Source organism: Nguyenibacter vanlangensis, from assembly GCF_013376155.1.
In the GTDB taxonomy this organism is placed as follows: Bacteria; Pseudomonadota; Alphaproteobacteria; order Acetobacterales; family Acetobacteraceae; genus Gluconacetobacter; species Gluconacetobacter vanlangensis.
On the sequence record NZ_JABXXP010000795.1, the window covers coordinates 1 to 1,205 of the forward strand.

Below are 1,205 nucleotides of genomic sequence, written 5' to 3' on the forward strand. Positions count from 1 at the left end.
CCGCACCCAGCCGGCCATGCGCCGGCACAATTCCCCGGTGGCATGGGCGGCCGGCGGATGGGCCCGTACCGCACGGAGGCGGTGGCGGAGGGCCGCCTTGGCCTGCGCCAGTTCGGGCGGGTCGGAGAGAGCGGAAGCGTGCGGAGCCACCATGGCCGTTGGTCTTTTCAGCCCTCCCGGACCTGCAAGTGCAGGTGGGCGCCAGGTAACATGACCAGGATCACGTCAGAGCCAGCTCCCTTTGGAAGTGCTTATCGGCCCAGGGGTTGAGTTGCCTGACGAGCCCGGCAGCCCCGCCCCTGATATCTAGTCGCGTTCCAGCGCCGCCGCAATGGTTTCGGCCCGTTCCACCAGCAGGGCGAGCTGTTCGCGCCGCCGGTCGTTCTCGATGCGGATCTGGCGCGCCTCGGCCAGTTGGCGCGACGTGTCCTCGGGCATCTTTTCGGCGGTCAGGTCGTGGATCTCGTCAGCCATCAGCAGCGCGGCCAGGGCGAGGATCCGGCCCTCGCCGCTCTGGCCGCCGATGGCGCGGATGCGCTCGACCCGGCGCTCGACCTCCTGCGCCATGGCCTGGAGGTGGCGTTCCTGCCCGTCCTTGCAGCCGACGACGTAGGAATAGCCGTTAATGCGGACCGTTACCTGTGCCATGGCTCAGCTTGCCTCCGAATCCCGGCCGGCATCCGAGGCGTCCTTGTCCCGGTCGTCTTCGGGACCGAGCACGTCGCGGATGCGGGCGATGAGGATGTCGATATTGGCGGCCAAAGTCTGCAGATCGGGGGCATGCGGATCGGGCGCCGCCTGCGCGGCGTCGTCGCGCCGGCGGTCCAGCGCGAAGGCGATCCGGTTCAGCGCCTGCTCCAGCCGGTCGGCGGGTTCGCTGCCCCGGGTATCCTGGGGGCCGGCCGGCATATCCGATCCTTCCGCATGCGCCACGTTCTGAATCCCGCCTGTCGACAATCTTCTTGAAGAGATCGCTCGGGCGCGGTTCAACGTCAAGCAATGATCGATGATCCGGCCATTTCGCGTGTCATTACCGTGGCTTCGGCCACGGAGCTGCGGAGCGTGCAGGACGTGCTGCGCCGCATGGACACCCCGCCGCCCTGCATGCTGCTGTCGCCGGACGGGGCGGGATGCCTGCTGGGGCCGGCCTGGTGGCGGGCCCTGCTGGCACAGACCGGCTGTGTCCTGCCGGCCTTCCTGGATTG

The 1,205-nt window shown here is 68.9% G+C and carries 2 protein-coding genes and 1 other RNA gene; all 3 read right to left on the bottom strand.

The genetic code is table 11. The features are described from left to right. Positions 1-139: 139 nt before the first annotated feature. Positions 140-297, bottom strand: a non-coding RNA gene (ssrS, locus tag HUK84_RS19115) — 6S RNA. A gap of 9 nt (positions 298-306) precedes the next feature. Further along, a complete protein-coding gene (locus HUK84_RS19120) occupies positions 307-648 on the bottom strand; it encodes a cell division protein ZapA (protein ID WP_176641629.1) in 342 nt (113 codons plus the stop codon). Positions 649-651: 3 nt separating this feature from the next. Further along, positions 652-909: a hypothetical protein gene (locus tag HUK84_RS19125; RefSeq protein WP_176641630.1), complete on the bottom strand. Its 258-nt coding sequence runs from the start codon at positions 907-909 to the stop codon at positions 652-654. Positions 910-1,205 lie beyond the last annotated feature (296 nt).